The 18949-nt window shown below is 65.9% G+C and carries 20 protein-coding genes; 11 read left to right on the plus strand and 9 right to left on the minus strand.

The genetic code is table 11. The features are described 5' to 3' along the window. Nucleotides 1–164 precede the first annotated feature (164 nt). Nucleotides 165–791 carry a TetR family transcriptional regulator gene (locus AB0I19_RS17045; protein ID WP_357149675.1) on the minus strand — a complete coding sequence of 209 codons (627 nt, stop codon included), beginning with the start codon at nt 789–791 and terminating at the stop codon, nt 165–167. Nucleotides 792–963: 172 nt separating this feature from the next. Between AB0I19_RS17045 and AB0I19_RS17050 the strand changes: the two genes are divergently transcribed. The 3 genes from AB0I19_RS17050 to AB0I19_RS17060 are packed head-to-tail and all read left to right on the plus strand — an operon-like array spanning nt 964 to nt 3558. Next, entirely contained in the window at nt 964–2055 is a 1092-nt protein-coding gene (locus AB0I19_RS17050) for a ferredoxin reductase (RefSeq protein WP_357149677.1), read from the plus strand. Nucleotides 2056–2095: 40 nt separating this feature from the next. Beyond that, nucleotides 2096–3244, plus strand: a complete 1149-nt coding sequence (locus AB0I19_RS17055) for an acyl-CoA desaturase (RefSeq protein ID WP_357149679.1) — start codon at nt 2096–2098, stop codon at nt 3242–3244. After that, nucleotides 3244–3558 carry a hypothetical protein gene (locus AB0I19_RS17060; RefSeq protein ID WP_067486107.1) on the plus strand — a complete coding sequence of 105 codons (315 nt, stop codon included), beginning with the start codon at nt 3244–3246 and terminating at the stop codon, nt 3556–3558. Before AB0I19_RS17055 ends, AB0I19_RS17060 begins: the two co-directional genes overlap by 1 nt. On the opposite strand, the gene AB0I19_RS17065 is transcribed toward AB0I19_RS17060, so the two are convergent. After that, a complete protein-coding gene (locus AB0I19_RS17065; protein ID WP_084457441.1) occupies nt 3559–4044 on the minus strand; it encodes a DUF4254 domain-containing protein in 486 nt (161 codons plus the stop codon). Between the two features lie 335 nt (nt 4045–4379). Between AB0I19_RS17065 and AB0I19_RS17070 the strand changes: the two genes are divergently transcribed. Further along, the gene (locus AB0I19_RS17070) at nt 4380–4694 is read left to right on the plus strand and encodes a hypothetical protein (RefSeq protein ID WP_067642455.1); all 315 of its coding nucleotides are present in this window, start codon (nt 4380–4382) and stop codon (nt 4692–4694) included. 2 nt (nt 4695–4696) lie between these two features. Here the strand turns inward: AB0I19_RS17070 and AB0I19_RS17075 are convergent, their stop codons facing one another. The 4 genes from AB0I19_RS17075 to AB0I19_RS17090 form a co-directional block, all read right to left on the minus strand. Beyond that, on the minus strand, nt 4697–5689 hold the full coding sequence (locus tag AB0I19_RS17075; RefSeq protein ID WP_067486110.1) for an ATP-binding cassette domain-containing protein: 993 nt from the start codon (nt 5687–5689) through the stop codon (nt 4697–4699). A 2-nt stretch (nt 5690–5691) separates the two neighbouring features. Then, the gene (locus AB0I19_RS17080; protein ID WP_357149684.1) at nt 5692–6525 is read right to left on the minus strand and encodes an ABC-2 family transporter protein; all 834 of its coding nucleotides are present in this window, start codon (nt 6523–6525) and stop codon (nt 5692–5694) included. Next, nucleotides 6518–7306: an ABC-2 family transporter protein gene (locus AB0I19_RS17085; RefSeq protein ID WP_357149687.1), complete on the minus strand. Its 789-nt coding sequence runs from the start codon at nt 7304–7306 to the stop codon at nt 6518–6520. The genes AB0I19_RS17080 and AB0I19_RS17085 overlap by 8 nt, the downstream gene beginning before the upstream one ends. A 310-nt stretch (nt 7307–7616) precedes the next feature. Continuing rightward, nucleotides 7617–8717, minus strand: a complete 1101-nt coding sequence (locus tag AB0I19_RS17090) for an alpha/beta hydrolase (protein WP_357149690.1) — start codon at nt 8715–8717, stop codon at nt 7617–7619. 181 nt (nt 8718–8898) lie between these two features. Between AB0I19_RS17090 and AB0I19_RS17095 the strand changes: the two genes are divergently transcribed. The 7 genes from AB0I19_RS17095 (at nt 8899) to AB0I19_RS17125 (ending at nt 16715) form a co-directional block, all read left to right on the plus strand. Next, nucleotides 8899–10089, plus strand: coding sequence for a lipid-transfer protein (locus AB0I19_RS17095; RefSeq protein ID WP_357149693.1), 1191 nt, complete (start codon nt 8899–8901; stop codon nt 10087–10089). A gap of 30 nt (nt 10090–10119) precedes the next feature. Next, nucleotides 10120–10560, plus strand: a complete 441-nt coding sequence (locus AB0I19_RS17100) for an SRPBCC family protein (protein ID WP_067486118.1) — start codon at nt 10120–10122, stop codon at nt 10558–10560. Then, complete coding sequence (locus AB0I19_RS17105) at nt 10557–11435, plus strand: MaoC/PaaZ C-terminal domain-containing protein (RefSeq protein WP_357149696.1); 879 nt, start codon at nt 10557–10559, stop codon at nt 11433–11435. The genes AB0I19_RS17100 and AB0I19_RS17105 overlap by 4 nt, the downstream gene beginning before the upstream one ends. A gap of 12 nt (nt 11436–11447) precedes the next feature. Then, nucleotides 11448–12326 carry an SDR family oxidoreductase gene (locus AB0I19_RS17110; RefSeq protein ID WP_357149699.1) on the plus strand — a complete coding sequence of 293 codons (879 nt, stop codon included), beginning with the start codon at nt 11448–11450 and terminating at the stop codon, nt 12324–12326. A gap of 2 nt (nt 12327–12328) precedes the next feature. Beyond that, complete coding sequence (locus AB0I19_RS17115; RefSeq protein ID WP_357149702.1) at nt 12329–14539, plus strand: acyl-CoA dehydrogenase; 2211 nt, start codon at nt 12329–12331, stop codon at nt 14537–14539. Nucleotides 14540–14658: 119 nt separating this feature from the next. Continuing rightward, the gene (locus tag AB0I19_RS17120; RefSeq protein WP_357149705.1) at nt 14659–15369 is read left to right on the plus strand and encodes a TetR/AcrR family transcriptional regulator; all 711 of its coding nucleotides are present in this window, start codon (nt 14659–14661) and stop codon (nt 15367–15369) included. 998 nt (nt 15370–16367) lie between these two features. Next, the gene (locus tag AB0I19_RS17125) at nt 16368–16715 is read left to right on the plus strand and encodes a hypothetical protein (protein WP_357149708.1); all 348 of its coding nucleotides are present in this window, start codon (nt 16368–16370) and stop codon (nt 16713–16715) included. 109 nt (nt 16716–16824) lie between these two features. On the opposite strand, the gene AB0I19_RS17130 is transcribed toward AB0I19_RS17125, so the two are convergent. The 3 genes from AB0I19_RS17130 to AB0I19_RS17140 are packed head-to-tail and all read right to left on the minus strand — an operon-like array spanning nt 16825 to nt 18906. Further along, a complete protein-coding gene (locus AB0I19_RS17130) occupies nt 16825–17100 on the minus strand; it encodes a hypothetical protein (RefSeq protein WP_357149711.1) in 276 nt (91 codons plus the stop codon). A 19-nt stretch (nt 17101–17119) separates the two neighbouring features. Then, the gene (locus AB0I19_RS17135; protein WP_357149714.1) at nt 17120–18382 is read right to left on the minus strand and encodes a glycosyltransferase family 87 protein; all 1263 of its coding nucleotides are present in this window, start codon (nt 18380–18382) and stop codon (nt 17120–17122) included. Further along, a complete protein-coding gene (locus AB0I19_RS17140; RefSeq protein ID WP_357149717.1) occupies nt 18382–18906 on the minus strand; it encodes a TerD family protein in 525 nt (174 codons plus the stop codon). The genes AB0I19_RS17135 and AB0I19_RS17140 overlap by 1 nt, the downstream gene beginning before the upstream one ends. Nucleotides 18907–18949: the final 43 nt, after the last annotated feature.

An 18949-nucleotide genomic window follows, 5' to 3' on the forward strand; every position in this document is an offset into this window, starting at 1 on the left:
CGTTCCAATTTGTGAACACCTGTACTCCCAACCGGATCCACCGCGAATTCGCAAGAACATGGGTAACTCACCGGGTACGAACAAACGCGATCACGAACCCGCGTTCGGCCGCCGACGCAAGTCGACCCGCCCCTGAGTCCGGCCTGGATTCTCGGGGGAGGCGGTCAAGCCTCGGGGAGGTGGGAGGGCTGCCATGCGGCGATACCCAGGGCGATCAAGCGCATCTGCATCACCGTGCGCTCCACGACCGCCGCCTCTTCGCGCGGCGTCGCCGACACGAATGATCCGATGCCGTCGGTGACGGTGCTGACCAGCAGATCCGCGGCGATCTCGAGTTCCGTTGTGCTCCACGAGTCGAGCGCGCGCAACCGCGACAGATCCGCGACGATCTCGCGCACGATCAGCTGCATCTCCATCGCGATGGCCTGACGCAGTGGTGCCGAACCGCCGTGGCGTTCGCGCAGGAGGAATCCGAACAGCGCGCGCTTGGCGGCGACCTGGTCGAAGACGAACCGCACGGTGTCGGCGAGGTGGGCGTCGGGTTTGCGCCTGACCTCGCGCAATGCCAGCCGTAGCGCGGTGACACCCTCGTCGACGAGGGTGGCGCCCAGATCGTCCAGCGACGCGAAGTGGCGGTAGAACGCCGTCGGCACGATCCCGGCCGAGCGTGCGACCTCGCGCAGGCTCAGTGCGGCGAACCCGCGTTCCGCGGCCAGGGCCAGCGTGCCGTCGAGGAGAGCCGCCCGAGTGTGCGCTTTGCGCTCATTCCGGGTTCCTGCCTGCTCAGTCACATCGGTGAGCATACATCCGTTCACCATAGTCGCTTCCTTGGAAATGTAGTCCGGCTCACATCGCTGCCGGTTGACAGTGGGCCGGGTTCATCCGGCACACTGGTGAGTGTACAGGCGTGCACTGAAATTTTCGCCAGCACGTCCACGGAACATCCGCAGAGGGGCAACACACATGGTGGGACTGATCGACCTGGTGCAGACGTTGACGACGCCGCATCCGCTGGACCGGTACCTCGAACTCGTCAGCCCGGCGCTGACCGCGCGGGAACTGCGTGCCGAGGTCACCCATGTATCCCGCGCGGTGCCCGGCTCGGTGACCCTGACCCTGCGCACATCGCGCCGCTGGCGTGGACACAAGGCCGGGCAGTACATCCAGATCGGGGTGCTGATCGACGGCGTGCGCCACGTCCGCTGCTACTCGCCCATCGACCCCGAGGGCGGCAGCGACCGTTTCCTGCAGATCACCGTCAAGGCGCACCCCGGCGGGCTGGTCTCGAACTACCTGCACGATCACGCCGAACCGGGCATGGTCGTCAACCTCGAGCCGGCCGGCGGCGTGTTCGCGCTGCCCGAGCAGCGGCCGGCGAAGGTGCTGCTCATCAGTGGTGGCAGTGGCATCACTCCGGTGCTGTCGATGCTGCGCACGCTCGACGCCGAGGCGTACACCGGTGAGGTCACCTTCCTGCACTACGCGCGTCAGCCGGAGATGATTCCGCACCGCGCGGAACTTGCCGCGATCGCCAACCGGCGCCCCAACTTCCGGGTGGAATACCGCTTCCCGGTGGAGCCGGGCACGGTCGTCAACGGTGAGACCTCCACCGGCAGCGGCTTTTTCGACTACGACGAGCTCGAGCGCGTGGCGCCCTGGTTCGCCGACGCGCAGACCTTCGTGTGTGGCCCGCCGCCGCTGATGAACGCTGTGAAGAACATCTTCGAGGCCGAGGGTCTCGCGGATCGGGTGCACAGCGAGGAGTTCACCCTCACCACCGTTCCGGTCGACCCGTCCGAGGCCACCGGCACCGTCACCTTCTCCGGCAGCGACGTCGCCGCCGAGAACAACGGTTCCTCGCTGCTCGAGCAGGCCGAATCGGCCGGGCTCACCCCGGAATACGGCTGCCGCATGGGGATCTGCTTCTCCTGCACCGCGACCAAGGTGTCCGGCTGCACCCGCAACCTGCGCACCGGCGAACTCGACGCCGACCCCGACAAGCAGATCCAGATCTGCGTGAACGCACCCGTCGGCGACGTCGACATCGCCCTCTAGTCAACCGATCACCGCGAAACAACCCAGGGGAGATACTGCTATGACGATCCTCACCGAAACCGCAGACGGCCCGGTCATCCTGACCCCCGACCAGGTCGAAGAGCTCGGCAAGGCGCTCGACGATCTGCGTGCCCGCGTCGTCGCCGACCTCGGCGAACGCGACCGCGAATACATCTACAAGATCATCAAGACCCAGCGTGGTCTCGAGGTGGCAGGCCGCGGTCTGATGTACCTCGGCTTCCTCCCGCCGTTCTGGCTGGCCGGTGTCGCCGCACTCGGCGCGTCGAAGATTCTCGACAACATGGAAATCGGCCACAACGTGATGCACGGCCAGTACGACTGGATGCGTGAGCGCGGCGTGAACTCCCGCGAATTCGACTGGGACACCGTGTGCCCGGCCGATCAGTGGAAGCACTCGCACAACTACATGCACCACACCTACACCAACATCCACGACATGGACCGCGACATCGGTTACGGCATCCTGCGTATCGACGAGGGCCAGAAGTGGAACCCCTACTACCTGGGCAACCCCGTCTACGCCTTCCTGCTGATGGTGCTGTTCGAGTGGGGCGTGATGGTGCACGACCTCGAGGCCGACAACATCATCAAGGGCAAGCGCAAGTGGTCCGACCTCAAGCCGCTGCTCAAGGGGCAGTTCAAGAAGGCGGGCAGGCAGGTCCTCAAGGACTACGTGGTGTTCCCGGCGCTGACCGGCCCGCTGTTCCTGCACACCCTGGCGGGCAACGCGGCCGCGAACCTGGTGCGCAACCTGTGGACCTTCTCCATCATCTTCTGCGGTCACTTCCCGGCGGGCGTGCAGACGTTCACCAAGGAGGAGACCGCGGAGGAGACCCGTGGTGAGTGGTACGTGCGCCAGATGCTCGGCTCGGCCAACATCAACGGCTCGCGACTGTTCCACATCATGTCGGGCAACCTCTCGCACCAGATCGAGCACCACCTGTTCCCGGATATCCCGGCCAACCGGTACCCGGAAATGGCGCCCGAGGTGAAGGCGCTGTGCGAGAAGTACGGTCTGCCCTACAACACCGGCCGTTTCTCCAAGCAGATCGGTTCGGTGTGGGTCAAGATCTTCCAGCTCGCGCTGCCCGACAACATCACCAAGAGGGCGCCCAAGCCCGGTGTTATCGTTATGCGTAATCGGAAGGCAACCGAAGTGGGCGTGTAATGGTCGGCAAATTCGAAACCAACAAGGATCTCGTCCAGGAATTGACGACCTCCGGTGCGCAGCGGGTGGGCAATATCGCCGCGCTGATCACCGGAACCGTCGCGGGAGTGGCTCGGGAGATCGGTGAGTTCATCACCGACGCGATCGAGATGAAGGAAGCGGCCGCCGCGGCTCGCCGTGACGCGGCCGCGGCCGAACCGGCCTACGACGCCACCGACGACGAGGTGCGGGCGCCCGAGCAGCCTGTCACCGAGGCCGAGATCGTCGACGAGACCGAGGTGGTCTCACCGAAGCCGGTTCCCGAACAGCACTGATCACCACACCGGCAACCGGCGCCGGTGCTCGATCACATCGGTGATGAGATCGCGGTAGCCGTCGGCCAGTTCGGCCAGCCGGGACCAGTGCAGATGGGTTCGACCCTCCGGATCGCCGTCCAGCGCATGCTGGGCGGCGATCCATTTTCGTGCCATCCGATCGATCACCGCGCCGAGGGTCTCGGTGTGCAGCGAGGCACCCGCCCGATGGGCCAGGTTGGTGGCCACCCAGTTGTCGATGAGCGCCATCTGGGTGGTGCGTTCGCGGTCTATCTCGTCGATCAGGCGCAGGATCCGCGCGCTGGAGACGGCCGGGTCGCGGGCCTCCTCGATCACCGCGCGCCTGCGCGCGTGGCATTCGGCGAGGGCGGCGGCCGCGTCGAGTACCCGGTGATGGGGCCGGTTCCGATCGATCGGCCGGACGAATGCCCGTAACAAGGCCGACGGTGACGGTGGTTGTGTCAGGTGGCCGGAGTCGATCGGCATGGTGCACGCCCCTGAAAAAAGCTCGCGAGGGTGGATACGCCGGGGCCGGGGAATCGCCGGGACGCGCCCCGGCACCGGCGTAGCCCCGCCCAGGCGCCGACGTATTCCGCGACGCTGCGGTGAGGATGACGGCCCGGGAAGTATCGGGACCCTTTCAGGAAAGCGCGATCCGGGATCGACGCGCAATAGTATGGTGTACAAAACTCCGGGTCGGCAGAAATTGTTATGTGCCGATGACGGGCGAGTCACCGGGCGGTGACCGGGAAAACCGCTGCGGCACATTCACGGCAATCTCACCGACGACAAGACCCGCGTATGCACTAGCCTCGGTAGATGTGCCGGCTTACGTGTCCTCGCCCGAGCTGACCTTCGGCTTTCTCTTCGCGCTGGAAGACCCGCAGCGAATCGCCGATGTGGTCCGCGACCTGATGGAACGCCGTGCGGTGTCGGTGTTCCGGCTCGCCCGGCTGTCCGACGACGAAGGGCCACCGCAGCGCTATGTGGTGAACTGGGCCGCCATCCCGCAGATCGCCATCACCACCAGCGCCCCCGATGCCGACGAGTTGCGCGCGCAGCGGATCATGCTGGTCAACGCCTTCATCGGCGAGGGCGGCGAGGTGAGTATGTACTCCGGTAACCCGAACGCTTGAATTCAGCGCGCGGACTCGTAGATTCGGCGCACCACGTCTTCGATGCCCGGTTCCTCGATGGACAGATCGCGCACCTTCGCCCGATCCGAGACCGCCGCGAGCAACGCCGCGGCGGTGGTGTGTTCGGCGTCGAAGGCCAGGCGCTGACGCATGCCGCCCGCCGCGCTCGACAGCAGTTGCGCGCCGCACGGCAGATCGTCGAGATCCGGTGTCGGCTCGGCCAGGTCGACGACGAGCACCCGGCGCGCGCCGACGGTGGCGCCGAGGCCGGTGAGCGAACCGTCGTAGACGAGCGTGCCGTGATCCACTACGAGCACCCGTTCGCAGAGTCGTTCGATATCGCCCATGTCGTGGGTGGTGAGGAGCAACGTGGTTCCGCGTTCCATGCGTTCGGCGCGCAGGAACTCGCGTAATCGCTGCTTGGACAACACGTCGAGACCGATCGTCGGCTCGTCGAGAATCACCAACTCCGGCGAATGCAGCAGGGCAGCGGCCACCTCGGCGCGCATCCGCTGACCGAGCGAGAGCTGACGCACCGGCGTATCGAGGGTGTCGGCCATCTCCAGCTGCTCGACGAGCTCGTGTGTCCGCTTGCCCGCGACCTCCGGGTCGAGCCGGTGGATCGCGGCGAGGATCGAAAACGACTCGTGCAGCGGCAGATCCCACCACAGCTGCGACCGCTGCCCGAACACCACACCGATGCGTGAGGCCAGTTCCCGCCGCTGGCGCACGGGTTCGAGACCGCACGTGCGGACCGTGCCCTTGGTGGGGACGAGGATGCCGGTGAGCATCTTGATCGTGGTCGATTTGCCCGCGCCGTTGGCGCCGATGTAGCCCACGGCCGAGCCGCGTTCGACCCGAAAACTCATCCGGTCGACGGCGGTGATGATGTCGCGATGTCTGCGCCAGCGGCTGCCGTTCTTGCGGTACACGCTGAATTGCCGGGTGAGGTCGTCGATGTCGATGATCGGATCCGATGTGGCGTTGTCGTCCATCGTTATCCGCCTCCTCCCTGATAGTGCCTGGTCCCGACCCGCCATGCCGCCGCCGCGAGCAACCACACCCAGGCGGCGGCCAGCGGGGTCAGCCACGCCGACCACGCGGGCAGCAACGGCGGACCCTGCAGTCCGAGCAGCGCGATGGTCGGCACGTACGCCGTGAACGCGACCGGAATCGCGAACCCGAACAACAGTTTCAGCGGTGTCGGGAACACCGAGGCCGGCTGCATCGCGGCGAACGAGCCGCCGTAGGTGAAGCTGTTGGTGAGCTCGGCACCGTCTATCAAGAAGAACTGTAGCCCCGCCGCACATACGAAAAGGCCACAGAACAGCGCGATTCCACTCAGCAGGGTGATCACGATCAAGGTAACCGGGCCGATGCCCCAGTCGATGTCGTTGCGCCACAGCCCGATGCCGAGCACGACAACCGCGACGGCGGCACGGGCGATCCGGCGCAGCGAGATGTCGCTGGTGATCAACTGCAGCAGCAGTGGTTGCGGGCGAAGGTGATACGCGTCGAGGGTGCCCATGCGGATCATCGCCGGGAGCGAGTCGAGGTGGCCGACCAGCACCTGGGCGAGTGCGAAAGCGGTGTTGGACAGGCCGAACAGCAGCAGTGCCGCGTCGACGTCGAGGCCGCCGAGGGTGCCGACGTTGTGGAAGATCACCCACACCTCGGCGAACTCCACCAGGCCGATCAGGAACGCGCTGAACACCTCGATGGCGAAGGAAACCCGGTAGACCCGCTGTGCTTTGACACGCGAACGCAATACTGCGAGGTAGGGGGTGAACCAGGTCCCGGACACAATGCGTGCGGTCTCCGGTTCAGCCACCCTGTACCTCCAACCTGCGTTGTCCCGCTCGCAACAACACCCTGCCGAGCAGTCCGATCGCCAGTACCCAGAAGGCTTGTCCCGCAACGACTGACAAGGCTTCCATTCCGACGACCCGCCCTGACAGCGTATCGATCGGGGACTGAAGGATGGAGGGAAACGGGGTAGCGTGTGCCACCACGCGCAACCACTCGGGAAACATGTGGACCGGGACGAAAAGGCCCGCGAGGAACGTGCCGACGATCTGGTACAGCATGCGGATGCCGCGGATCTCCACCACCCAGAAACCGCACAGCGCGACCGCGAACAGGCACAGGAACGACAACGCGACCGCGAGCACCACGCTCAGCAGGCCGAGTAGATAGGCAGGTAGCGAGTCCGGCATCGACAGCCCGAACAGCGTCGCGCCGATCACGATGCTCGGCACGCCGCGCGGAATGAAGGTGCACGCCGCGCGGCCCATGTCGGCGGCGAGGTAGCCGAGTTGCACGTCGACCGGACGCAGGAAATCGATCGCGACGTCACCGGTCTTGATGCGCTCGACCAGATCGATCGGCGGACCCATGAACTGCGTCGCCCCGAGCAGGGCCTGCGACAACCACACATACGCGGCGATGGTCGCCTCGTCGTACCCGCCGAAGTCCCCGGCCGATCGCACGGCCGCGACCATCACCGCGGCACGAACGAACCCGAAGATGCAGTTGGTGAACAGCCCGGCGAACATCGCCAGCTTGTACTGCGCTTGCCTCTTGAAACCCGCCCGCACCAGAGTCCAATACACCCCGGCGGTACCTGGTGCGCGCCGTCGGCACCTGCGTCGGCGCACCGCGAGAACAATCCCCGCGTCCCCCTCCGCATTGCCCCGCACAATCAGTCAACTCTAGGCGGCAGAACCCTGGATCAGGACGAAAACGGCGTTGTTCGCCGATCGTTGTCAGTCCTTGGGGAACCCCGTCGCGAACAGGATCGCGATGGCGACCGAGCTGACCACAGAGATGGCGAGAATGATCCACATGGGGGGCAAGATTACCTGTCGCCTGCTCTTGACACGGCATCGGTCCGGCTCATCGCGGGCAGCTGTGGCCGGACCGTCAGTGTGCGGTGGCACTCGGTGCCAGGAGTTCGTCGGTGTCGACAGTGGTGTCGGCGAGGAAGTCGGCGATGGCGGCCCAGCTGGTGGTGCGCGCGTCGGGACCGGCGATGATGCCGAGGTGGCTGCCGCCGACTTCGACGAAGGTGACGGGGGCTCCGGTGAGGACGTCGACTCCGGCGGCTACCGACGCGGCGGAGGCGAGGGTGTCGCGGTTTCCGCCGATCAGCAGGACCGGGACGGTGATCGCGGTCAGGTCGACGGCGTGTTGGGCGTTGAGATGTACTGTGCCGGTCCACATTTCGTTGCGGATGATCAGTTGGCGGTACACCTGCGAGTAGAAGCGCGCCGGGTAGCCCGGCATCGTGTCCATGAATCGGTCGACGGCCTGCATTCTGGCCAGGGATTCGGGGTCGTTGGCGTGACGCGCGATGTAGAGCGGTTTGGTCAGTTCGCGGTCGAGCGATTGGGCGCGGAAACCGATCCGCACGGCCTGTTTCGGGATGCCGCCGAGTAAACGCACCGGCGTGGTGACGAGCTCGGTCGGGGCGAGGCGGCCGAGCGACCTGGCCAGCGACATCGGCCCGTTGCGTCGTTGGTCGAACGGGGTGCCGACAGCGGTCACCGACGCGACGGGGAGTTCGGGGTCGGCCGCGGTGGTCAACAGGCTGATGGTGCCGCCGAACGACCAGCCGATCACCTCGACCGGGGCGTAGGCGTGCTCGGCGCTGACTCGGCGGATCGCGTCGGGCACGATGTCGTCGACCCACTCCTCGAAGCCGAGATCACGGTCGGCGTAGGTGATCTCGCCGTAGTCGATGACGTACACCGCACGGCCGAGGCCGAGGAGGAATTCGACCAGGCTCTGGTCGGGCCGCAGGTCGTAGCACGAGATCGTGACCGCCAGCGGCGGGACAAGCAGGATCGGATTGCCGACGGCCGGTGTGGTGCGGCGATAGCACCGCAGCCGCCGATGGGGGTGGTCGTACACGTCGACCGACGGTGTCGGGGTGTAAGGCTCTATCCCCTCTCGGAACAAGGCGCCGATGTTGCGCACCGCGGTGCCCCATCCGACCATCGTCTTCCCTCCATCGCTGTGCATGTGCTGACCTGGACATCGTGTCTCACTTACACGACGGGTCGCAACTTCCCCTGATTTGAACATCTGCGTGACCGGCGATTTTCCGCACGTCAAGGTATTGACTGGGACACGATGTCCAATATACCTTCCTGGTACACGTAGTCCCACTTACTTGGGATACGCGACACACAGGAGTGCGTACATGACACAGAAGGTGTTCGTCGTCGGCGTCGGCATGACGAAGTTCGAGAAGCCGGGCGCGCTGGAGTGGGATTACCCCGACATGGCTCGCGAGGCGGGCACCAAGGCGCTCGCCGATGCCGGAATCGACTACAACCAGGTCCAGCAGGCCTATGTCGGTTACGTCTACGGCGAGTCGACCGCCGGCCAGCGCGCTGTCTACGAGCTCGGCATGACCGGCATCCCGGTGGTCAACGTCAACAACAACTGTTCCACCGGCTCGACCGCGCTCTACCTCGCCGCCCAGGCGATCCGCGGCGGCCTGGCCGACTGCACCCTGGCGCTCGGCTTCGAGAAGATGCAGAAGGGCTCGCTCGGCTCCACCTACGACGACCGTGAGCAGCCGATGATGCGGCACCTGCTGGCGCTGGCCGAACTGCAGGAGTTCGCCATGCCGCCCGCCCCGTACATGTTCGGCGCCGCGGGCAAAGAGCACATGGAGCGCTACGGCACCACCGCCGAGCAGTTCGCCAAGATCGGCGTGAAGAACCACCGCCACTCGGTGAACAACCCGTACGCGCAGTTCCAGAAGGAATACAGCCTGGAAGAAGTGCTGGCCGCCAAGCAGATCTACGGCCCGCTCACCAAGCTGCAGTGCTCACCGACCTCCGACGGTTCGGGCGCGGTGATCCTGGCGAGCGAGTCGTTCGTCGACAAGCACAACCTCGCCGACCAGGCGATCGAGATGGTCGGGCAGTCGATGGTCACCGACCTCGAGACCACCTTCTCCACCAAGAGCGCGATCAACCTGGTCGGCGCCGACATGTCGCGCACCGCCGCGGAAGCCGTCTACGCCCAGGCAGGCATCGGGCCCGAGGACGTCGACGTGATCGAGCTGCACGACTGCTTCTCCACCAACGAACTGCTCACCTACGAGGCGCTCGGCCTCTGTGTGGCCGGTGAGGGTGGACGCCTCGTCGACGACAACGCCACCACCTACGGCGGCAAGTGGGTCGTCAATCCCTCCGGTGGCCTCATCTCGAAGGGGCACCCGCTCGGTGCGACCGGTCTCGCCCAGTGCAGCGAGCTCACCTGGCAGCTGCGCGGCACCGCCGACGCCCGTCAGGTCGACGGCGCGCGCATCGCCCTGCAACACAACATCGGTCTCGGTGGCGCGGTCGTGGTGACCGCCTACCGGCCCGCCAACCGCTGATTTCCACCAATCTCACCGAGGAGTATCCCCATGGCATCTGTGTCCGTCTCCACCGAACTGCCCATCACCCCCGAAGCCGCCTGGGCGAAGCTGAGTGATCTCGCGACGTGGGAGGAGTGGCTGACCATCCACCAGGGCTGGCGTTCGGACCTGCCCGCCGAGCTGACCGTCGGATCGCGATTCATCGAGGTCGTCTCGGTGATGAACATGGCCAACAAGATCGAGTGGACCGTGGCCGAGGTCGACCCGCAGAAGTACCTGAAGATCACCGGCACCGGCATGGCGGGTGTCTCCGTGGAATTCGTGCTGAAGGTCGAGCCGACCGCCACCGGTTCCTCGGCCGCCTTCGACGCCTCGTTCAAGGGCACCATGATCGTCGGCCCGATCGGCAAGGCCGTCGCCAAGAACGCCGAGGCGGATCTGAAGGAGTCGATGGCCAAGTTCACCGAGCTCGTCGGGTCCGCGGCGTGAGCAGCGCCGACGCGACCACGGCCGGAGTCGTCTTCGACGGCTCCGGCCTGGGGGAATGGACCGACGAGGAGCGTTTCTCGGTGACCGCCGAGCGGATCGCCGAATACGCTGCCGCCACCAATGATCCGATCGCGGCCCACCGCAGCGGTGAAGTCGCACCGCCGGTGTTCGCGGTGGTTCCGGTGTTCACCTCGATGGCGCCCGCCGCGCTGTCGGTGGCCCCGGTGGAATTGCTGATGAAGCTGGTGCACGGGGAACAGGACTTCCTGTTCCACCGCCCGATCCGGCCCGGTGACGAACTGGTCGTGCGCGCCAAGCCCATCGGGTACGTCGGCAAGCCCAACGGGTCGACCGTCGTCGTCTACGCCGAAACGCGTGATGCAGCAGGCGAACTCGTCAACGAGCAGTGGATGACCGCGTTCTTTCGCAAGGTCGACGCGGGCCCCGGTGAAGGCGAGGCCGCGCCGGAGCACCGCATCACCGACGCCGATCGCGCGGGCGAGCCGGCCGCGCAGGTCACCGCGCAGATCGACAAGGATCAGACCTTCCGGTACTCGCCGGCCTCCGGCGATCCGATGCCGATCCACCTCGACGACGAGATCGCCCAGATGGCCGGGCTTCCCGGCATCATCAACCACGGCCTGTGCACCATGGCCTTCACCTCCTGGGCGGCGCTGACCGAACTCGCCGACAGCGAGACCGCGCGCCTGCGCCGACTGGCCGTGCGCTTCGCCAAGCCCGTCCTGCCGGGCCAGGAGATCGCCACCACCTTCTGGCCGACCGGGTCCGCCGACTCCGGCGTGCGCGCCTACGCCTTCGAGACCGAAGCCGCGGGCCAGATCGCCATCACCGACGGCCGCGTCGAATTCAATTAGGAGACAAGACTTATGGGAAAGCTTGACGGTCGCGTCGCGGTGATCACCGGTGCCGGTCGCGGTATCGGTCGCGAACACGCGCTGCTGTTCGCCCGCGAGGGCGCCAAGGTCGTGGTCAACGATCTCGGCGGCGCCAACGACGGCACCGGCACCGATGCCGGACCCGCCCAGCAGGTGGTCGACGAGATCGTCGCCGCCGGCGGGCAGGCCGTGGCCAACACCGACAACATCGCCACCTGGGAGGGCGCGAAAGCCCTTGTCGACCAGGCGATCAGCGAGTACGGCTCGCTCGACGTGCTGGTGAACAACGCGGGCATCCTGCGCGACGCGTTCATCGCGAGCATGGAGGAATCCCAGTGGGACGCGGTCATCGCCGTGCACCTCAAGGGCCACGCCGCCACCCTGCACCACGCCGCCGCGTACTGGAAGGCGCAGACCAAGGCCGGTAATCCGGTCTCGGCGTCGGTGATCAACACCGCCTCGGCGTCGGGCACCTTCATGCCCAACGCGGGCCAGGGCAACTACGGCGCCGCCAAGGCGGGCATCGCCGCGCTGACGCTGGTCGCCGCCGACGAGCTCGAGCGCTACGGCGTGCGGGTGAACGCGATCGCCCCGATCGCGCGCACCCGGCTCACCCTGGCCACCCCGGGCATGGGCGCGCTGTTCGCCGCCGAGGTGCCCGAGGGCGAGTTCGACCCGTTCTCCCCGGCCAACATCTCCCCGCTGGTCGCGCACCTGGCCGAAGCCGACTGCCCGCTCACCGGCAAGGTTTTCGCGGTGCAGGGCGGCGCCATCATCGAACTCGGCGGCTGGCACGACGTGCGAACGGTCGAGACCGACGGCCCGTGGACCATCGACGGTGTCGCCGCGCAGCTGAAAGAGAGCAGCTAGTCATGGCGCGCAACAGCTATGAGCTCGGTGTCGGCGTCAGCGAGGACCACCTGGCCCTCGCCGACGCGGTGAGCGGATTCGTCGAGCGCACCATTACCAGCGAAATCGTCCGTGCGGCAGTCGAATCCACCGACGCGGGCAAGCTGCCCTACTGGGACTCCCTCGTCGCGCAGGATCTGCTGAGCCTGCACATCGCCGAGGACCTCGGTGGACAGGGCGCTGGCCTGCTGACGCTGGCCGTCGCCCTCGAGCCGCTCGGGCGCGGCCTGCACACCGGACCGTTCGTCCCGACGGCACTGGCGAGCGCGGTGCTCGCCCAGGACGGGGGAGCGTGGGCGCGTGCCCAGTTGCCCGGTCTCGCCGACGGCTCGCGCACCGGCGCGGTCGCGCTGTCGTCGTCGCTGACCGGTGAGCTGCGCGACGGCGCGCTGATCGTCGACGGCACGGCCGACGGTGTGATCGGGGCGTTGTCGGCGGATGTGCTCATCGCACCGGTCACCGTCGACGGTGAACGGCAGTGGATCGCGTTCGACAACGTCGAGCTGAGCGTGAGCACCCAGGACAACGTCGACGTGCTGCGCGGTGCCGGGCGGTTGCAGGCGGACGCCGTCGAGGTGCCCGCCGAGCGGGTGCTCACGGTGACCTCGACCCGGGTGCGCTCGGTGACGGCGGTCGTGCTCGGCGCCGAGGCCGTCGGCGTGATGTCGTGGTGTGTCTCGACCGCGGCGGAGTACGCCAAGACCCGCGTGCAGTTCGGTCGCCCGATCGGGCAGTTCCAGGGTGTGAAGCACAAGTGCGCACACATGGGAATCGCGCTCGAGAAGGCGCGCGCTGTGCTGTGGGACGCCGCCTACGCCCTCGACCGCGACGACGACACCGCCGACTACGCGGCCGCGATCGCCGCGCTGATCATTCCCGACGCCGCCGTCGAGGTGGCCCAGGACTGCATCCAGGTGCACGGCGGCATCGGCTTCACCTGGGAACACGACGCGCACCTGTACTACCGGCGCGCGCTCGCGTTGCGCGGTCAGCTGGGTGGGCGCGACGAACGGGCCGAGGCTGTCGCCGGGTACGCGCTGTCGGGGGTCACGCTCTCCAACGAACTCGAATTGCCCGAGGAAGCCGAGCAGATCCGGGCGGGTATCCGGGCCGAGCTGGCCGAGATCGCGGCGATCGAGGACGAGGACGACCAGCTCGTCGCCCTCGGTGACGGCGGCTGGAACCTGCCCCACCTGCCCCGCCCGTACGGCCGTTCGGCCTCGCCGCTCGAGCAGGTGGTGATCTCGCAGGAGATCAAGGCCTCCGGTATCGCGATGCCGCAGTTGCTGATGGGCACCTGGGCGGTCGGCGCCATCGTCCCGCACGGTGACGAACGACAGAAGCGTGAACTGGTCGTGCCGACGCTGCGCGGTGAGCTCGTGTGGTGCCAGTTGTTCAGCGAACCGGGCGCCGGGTCCGACCTGGCGAGCCTGACCACGAAGGCCGTCAAGGTCGACGGTGGCTGGCGCGTCACCGGCCAGAAGATCTGGACCACCGTCGCGCAGTTCGCGCAGTGGGCGATGCTGATCGCCCGAACCAGCCCGGACAAGCCGAAGCACGAGGGCATCACCTATTTCGTGCTCGACATGTCGAGCCCGGGTATCACGGTGCGTCCACTGCGGGAGATGACCGGGTCGGCGCTGTTCAACGAGGTGTTCCTCGACGACGTGTTCATCCCGGACGAGAACGTGGTCGGCGCGGTCGACGACGGCTGGCACGTGGCCCGCACGACCCTGGCGGGCGAGCGGGTGGCGCTGAGCCAGAAGATGGAGGCCTACGCCACCGACACCGACCTGCTGCGGTTCGCGATCGGTCGTGAGCTGTCGCCGGTGGCCCGCTACCGGGTCGGCGAGCTGATGGCCGAGAGCCGGGCGGTGGACGTGATCGGTTCCCGGGTGGTGCTCAAGCAGCTGTCCGGCATCGATGTCTCCACCACCTCGAGCGTCGGCAAGCTGCTCGGTATGGGTCTAGGACAAGCGATCTCGGAGTTCATCGTCGCCGAACTCGGTGTCGCCGGTGTCGTCTCGGTGCCGGGCGAGCGTAGCGATCACGCGATGGAACAGCTCATCGCCGGTCGTGCCACCACCATCTACGGTGGCACGACCGAGGTCCAGCTCAATGTCATCGGCGAGCGCATGCTCGGGCTGCCGCGCGACGCGGCGCCGAGCGCGTAACCATGCTGATCGGTCTGCTGTCCGGCTGTCATCACGTGACGGCCGGACAGCACCTGCGCTGCGTCGATGCCCTCTTCGCGGGCAAATCCACGTCCGATCTCGCGGTGTAGGGTCCGACTGTGCCGAATCTGGAAACCGCCGCGCCCGCTACCTCGTCCGATGGTCGATCGCAGCGGTGGGACGGGCACAAGGCCGAACGGCGTGACCAGATCCTGGCCGCCGCCGTCGTGGCCATCCGCGAGGACGGCGCGCGGGTCGGCGTCAAGGACATCGCCGCCCGGGCCGGCGTCCCACGCTCGGTGGTCTACCGGCTCTTCGGCGACCGCGACGACCTCGACGAACAGGTCCGCACCCGCATCATCTCCGAGCTGATGACCCGGCTGACCCCCGTGCTCAGCCCGGAGGGCACCGTCGGCGACGCGGTCACCAGGGCGGTCGAAACCTATATCGGCTGGATCGTCACCAATCCCCACCTGCATCGATTCCTGGCCGCCGGGTCGAAACGGGTCGTCGGCAGCTCCCCGTCGGTCTCCGACGCCCGCACGGCCGTCGCGGTGCAGACCGCACGCCTCTTCGCGATCAGCATCGCCCGCCACGGCGGGACAACCGAAGTCGCCGAGCCCTTGGCCTTCGGTCTCGTCGGCATGGTCGACAACTCGGTCAACCGCTGGCTCAGCCGAGGCATGCAACCACTCACCGCCGACGAACTGTCACGCGTCCTACAACGCTGGATCGTCAACACGATCGCCGTCACCATGTCCGACATCGGCGTCGCCGTAGACGCCCAAACCCCGGTAGCCGACCTCTTCGGCCCCGACCAGGACAACTGAGATACCAAGTCTCGCGGCTGGATACTTCCGTGAGACGCCAGGCGAACTCGGCTTGATGAAACCCGGTGTAGAGATGGTCGACGCCGGTTCAGACGGTGATCGGTGTATCGATTCGGCAATCTGGGATAGATCGCGGCATGCTCGCCCACAATCGCCCGCACCCCGAGGCCCGCGAGATCGAAACGCCTACTCTCGTCGGTTCGTTTCAGCTGCTGAGATTCGGCGTCTGCGGCGGCCAGTTTTGTCGACAACGACCACGCCGTCCGCACTGGTCAGCCGCACCGTCGAATGTCCCAGCGACGCAATCGAAACGCTCATCCTGCTCCAGTTCTGATGGAGAGGGACGTCGGCTGCCTGTCCCCGGCGGAACTGTTCAGTCCGGCGAGGTGGAGGGTGTTGAAACAGTGAGGTGCGGTGGCTTCTAGATCGGTAGGGGCTGCGGACAAGATGCCCGAGATCCCGAATTCATCGGTGCCGAGTCCCCGATGAATCTTCGAAAAGTGCAGCACAGCAGGCGGTTTCAGCGACGGAGCGCGGGTCGGCTCGACAGTCCCGAGAGAGATCGGTGCCGGTGCGGTACGCTCTACGGCGATATCTGATTTTCTAGGAGAGATTTTGGTGCAGTCATGGGATGGAAAATTTGACGTCGTCCCCACTGAGGTCACCGACGCGGGCCGCTATATCCAGTCGACTGCCCAGGAATTGGCGAGCGGGCTCAGCGCAATCGACTCCGATGTGAACAATCTGCTACAGACCTGGACCGTTAATTCGGCTACGTGGTATCGCTCAGGGTGGGATGAAGCACGCAAGGTGGGTAAGCCGTCCTGAGTTCTCCGCAATGGTGGTGAGCCGCCGGCTTATCTGGAGGATGCCGTCGGCGCCTCTATAGCGGGCGCAGATCAAAGCGAGGATGGAGAGTAGATGCGCGTACTCTTGGCGCCGTGTTACGTGGTCGGCGGTAGCGCTGCGCTGTCACTCGTTGAAGGAGGGAAACGTCGGTGAGTAGAGAAATGATTCTCCTTATCGTTTTTTCTTCGATAGCAGCTGCCTATGCATTCAAATCGGTTCAACATTTGTGGGCTGCGAGAACCGGCGACCAGCCTGACAACGCGCCCGCGATGGGGGTGTCGGATTCCGACCTTGGTCAGGTGAAAGCTGGTCACCGATCTTCCGCTATGTGGTCTATTGCGGTTTGCTCGCTGAATCTTCCGTGGGTAGCGTACTTGGCTTACGTAACGCGCGAGAACGATGATGTTGCCTTGCCGGTTCTGGTCGCGATGGCTATCTATATAATTATTCTTAATGCAATAGCGCAACTTGGTTTCAAGCTGATAGAAGGGCGGTAGAGCTGCACTCGCCGCTTACCGTCATCCCGAATTCAGGGCATTTCCTCACTGACGAACAGCCTGGCCAGATTCTCAGCCTTGCCGACGACCTGCACGCACGAATCCGGGGTCAAGGCAATGATTCTGGAGGAGGGTAGAGATCGGCGATGGCGATCCTGGCCGGGCTACTCATTCTCCGTGTCGGTGAACGGCTCGGACCTGCACAACGCAGTGTTGAGGCGTCGACGAGGCCGATGTGAAAATTGCCAGGGCCGCGGGCCTGACCGACGGTGAGATCGCCGAAGTCATTGCCGGTGTCGCCCTGAATGTCTTCACCAACTACCTGAACAAGGCCGTCGACACCGATATTGATTGGCCGGTTGTTCGTCACCACCGGCTCGGGCATCGCCGAGTACCGGACGCGCCTATCGGTGGAAGTCCGGTGCGCCCGCCCGTTCGACGTCCGGTACCGGAAAGTCCGGGGCCGACCGGATCGGGTCGATCCCGTGAGTGAGCCGATGCTCGCGGCGTGCGGTCAGGTAGCGGTCACCGAGAACACAGAACACGACGATCAGCAGCAGTACCCAGCTGAAGGTCGCCCGCGAGTACTCGAGATTGCGTCCGAAGGCGGGCCATCGGAACAGCAACCAGGTTTCGTAGCTGGTGAAGCCGAAGACGGCGAGCCAGGCGACCCAGTTCCGCAGCACGGAGTTGGCAAGGACGACGGTGAGCAGGAACGGGAACAAGAACATCGAATAGTACTGCTGGCCCAGCGAACTCAGCGAGTACTCGGCGGTGAGCAGAACACCGGAAGCTGTGGTGACGAAGAACAGTTCCTGGTTTCTGTAGTAGCGCCACAACAGCCAGAGACTGATCGCGACCAAGACCGCGAGCAGCCCACGCGTGAGCAGGACCGCGGTCGGCGGCAGGCCGTAATAGGCGCCGAAGCCGGAGATCGAGGAGTTGTAGTAGTCGCGAACCTGCAGGCTATAGGGGAGGTTGTGCACGAAGTAGCGGCCGGGGTCGGCAGCGAGAGGCCACGCGATCGCGGTGGTGAGCAGCGGCATCGCCGCGGCGATCAGGATGGTCGACCACTGGCGGCGTACGGCGGGCAGGAGCAGCAGCGGCACGAGGATCGGTTTGATTGCGATCGTCACGCCGAGAACAAGACCGGCGGAGATGTTTCGTCGCCGCAGGAGCAGCATCAGGAACACGACTTCGGCGAGGAAGAACAGTCCGTTCACGTTACCGAACGTGAGGGTGTTGACGAGCGCCTCGGACAGAAACAGCGCGAAGTAGGCGACCGGCGCCATCGGTGAGCGCCAGCTGTGGCCGAACATCCGCAACAACAGATGGACCGCGGCGATCGCGGCGAACAGGTTGAGGAACAGGAACACGGTTCGGCCGGTCGGCTCGTCGAGCAGTCCGATCGGCGTCAACAGCAGGGTGCCACCGGGCGGATACAGGTAGTGCGGGTCCACCGACGACAGGTTCGCCGTGTAGACGGCTTCGCCGCGCAGGAACGCGGCGACCGCCGTGTAGACCGGTTTGAAATCATTGGTGTGATGGCCCGGTAGCGCCTTGGTGAAGACCATGTCCGCCGCCGTGACGAGAGCCAGCGGCCACATCACCGACTTGACGACCTGGCCCGCGCTGCGCTCGGCCTTGTCGAAGAGGTTGCGCGCCATCAGCCGAGATGCCTGGTGAGCTGCGGGATGGCGGTGACAACGTGCTGGGCCCAGATCGGTTCATCGATCCAGTCGAACGCCCACTGTCCCTTCGACGGGTGCAGCTTTCCGAGTATCAGGCCGGTGTGGGATCGGGCGCTGGCCAGCTCGATGCGGGCCAGTTCGGCGCCCGCGAGAGTGTCGACCACCCGGCAGAAGCCGCTGCCGATCCGGTGAAATCCTCGATCGGCGTGGCAGGTAGCGATGAACATGATCGTGGTGATCATCGGGTTGAGCCGGGTCAGGTCGACAACGAGGGCTTCTTTGTCGCCTGTCACGTCGTTGCGCAGGTGTCGGATAGCTCCGTCGCGTGAGGTCGTCTGTTCATTGAAGGTGATGTCGACGAGCCGATGCCCGACATAGGACAGCGCCGCGGCGTCGATGTCATCGGCGGACGAGTCGGGTGCACTGGTCGTGTCCCGGCCTAACCCGATGGTGATGTGGCGCAACGGCCCTCGCAGGGCGTGGGTGAGCGCTCCGGTCATACGATGCTCCTCGGCGAGCGGTCGACGGGCGGTAACGGGCGGG

This window comes from Nocardia sp. NPDC050413 (assembly GCF_040655475.1).
Classification (GTDB): Bacteria; Actinomycetota; Actinomycetes; order Mycobacteriales; family Mycobacteriaceae; genus Nocardia; species Nocardia coubleae.